Raw genomic sequence first — 1,322 nt, 5'->3', positions numbered from 1 at the left:
TTTATAAAGCTTTGCAAGCGAAATAAAACTTAATCAAAAACGGTACTGAAACAGTACCAGTACCGCAAAAAGTACCAAACATATAGCAATAATTTTGGCCTATAATTTAAACAATATAGGTCATGAAAAATTCAATTTTATTAGAATTATCAGTAGAAGAACTACAAGAGCTGATAGGTTCAACAGTTAAAAAAAATGTAGCAGATTTACAAAAAGAGCTACAATCCAAAAAATTTACAGAAGAATTACTCACGAGGGAGGAAACATGTAAGTTTCTAAAAATCGATAGTAGCACACTTTGGTCTTACACAAATAAAGGCAAGGTTAAATCTTATGCTATTGGTGCAAGACGTTATTATAAGCGTAGCGAGTTGCTTGAGAGTTTAACCTTATTAAAAAATAGAAATAATGAGTAAATCAAGTATAGAATGGACAGAAGTAACTTGGAATCCAGTTACAGGATGTGATAAAGTATCTAAAGGATGCAAGTTTTGTTATGCAGAAGTAATGTCTAAAAGACTTCAAGCAATGGGAATTGAAAAATATAAAGACAATTTTAAAGTGAGAGAACACCCTAAAACACTTTTAGAGCCATATTCTTGGCGTAAACCAAGGATAGTATTTGTAAACTCAATGAGTGATCTATTTCACAAAGAAGTTACTACCACCTATATAAAAGATGTATTCAAAGTGATGAATGATACACCACAGCATACCTACCAAGTTTTAACAAAAAGGGCTGAAAGATTATTAGAACTTAGTCCAGAGCTCAATTGGACACCAAATATCTGGATGGGTGTTTCTGTTGAAGATAGTCATGTCTTAGAACGTGTTGAGTATTTAAAAGAAACAGGTGCACATATCAAATTTTTATCGATGGAACCACTTTTAGGATCAGTAGATGATTTGAATGTAAATGGAATTGATTGGATTATTGTAGGTGGCGAAAGTGGACCAAAATCAAGACCAATGAAGATTGAATGGGTAGAACTAATTCATGAAAAATGTAAAACTGTTGGAGTTCCATTTTTCTTTAAACAATGGGGTAATTGGGGTCCTGATGGAGTAAGAAGGTCTAAGAAAGCTAATGGAAGGCTATTTAAAGGCAAAACATATGATGAAATGCCGTAGTTTAAACTATTGAAAGAATGAAAAAACTGACGCATAGATATCAAGATGTCAAGATTTCTATGAAAAATAGAGAAATTGTAGATACGTCCACTGGAGAAATTATTCCAGTGGATAACTCTACTTTATTAAAAAGAACTAGCACAGACGAAATTACTATTCACAGTCAAAAATATGTTTATGTAGATACAATT

The 1,322-nt window shown here is 32.1% G+C and carries 2 protein-coding genes; both read left to right on the top strand.

All coding sequences use genetic code 11. The annotated features are described in order from the left end of the window. Nucleotides 1-122: 122 nt before the first annotated feature. The gene (locus IU405_RS00305; RefSeq protein WP_197436675.1) at nucleotides 123-416 is read left to right on the top strand and encodes a helix-turn-helix domain-containing protein; all 294 of its coding nucleotides are present in this window, start codon (nucleotides 123-125) and stop codon (nucleotides 414-416) included. Continuing rightward, entirely contained in the window at nucleotides 409-1,131 is a 723-nt protein-coding gene (locus IU405_RS00300) for a DUF5131 family protein (protein WP_197436674.1), read from the top strand. The genes IU405_RS00305 and IU405_RS00300 overlap by 8 nt, the downstream gene beginning before the upstream one ends. Nucleotides 1,132-1,322 lie beyond the last annotated feature (191 nt).

Origin of the sequence: Polaribacter sp. BAL334, from assembly GCF_015767435.1 — a bacterium.
GTDB lineage: Bacteria > Bacteroidota > Bacteroidia > Flavobacteriales > Flavobacteriaceae > Polaribacter.
This window is presented reverse-complemented; position numbering and strand designations above follow the sequence as displayed.

What these genes read in the sequence shown, in the direction of transcription:
- IU405_RS00305 (WP_197436675.1), top strand. Translation starts at nt 123, where the DNA reads ATGAAAAATTCAATTTTATTAGAATTATCAGTAGAAGAACTACAAGAG.
- IU405_RS00300 (WP_197436674.1), top strand. Translation starts at nt 409, where the DNA reads ATGAGTAAATCAAGTATAGAATGGACAGAAGTAACTTGGAATCCAGTT.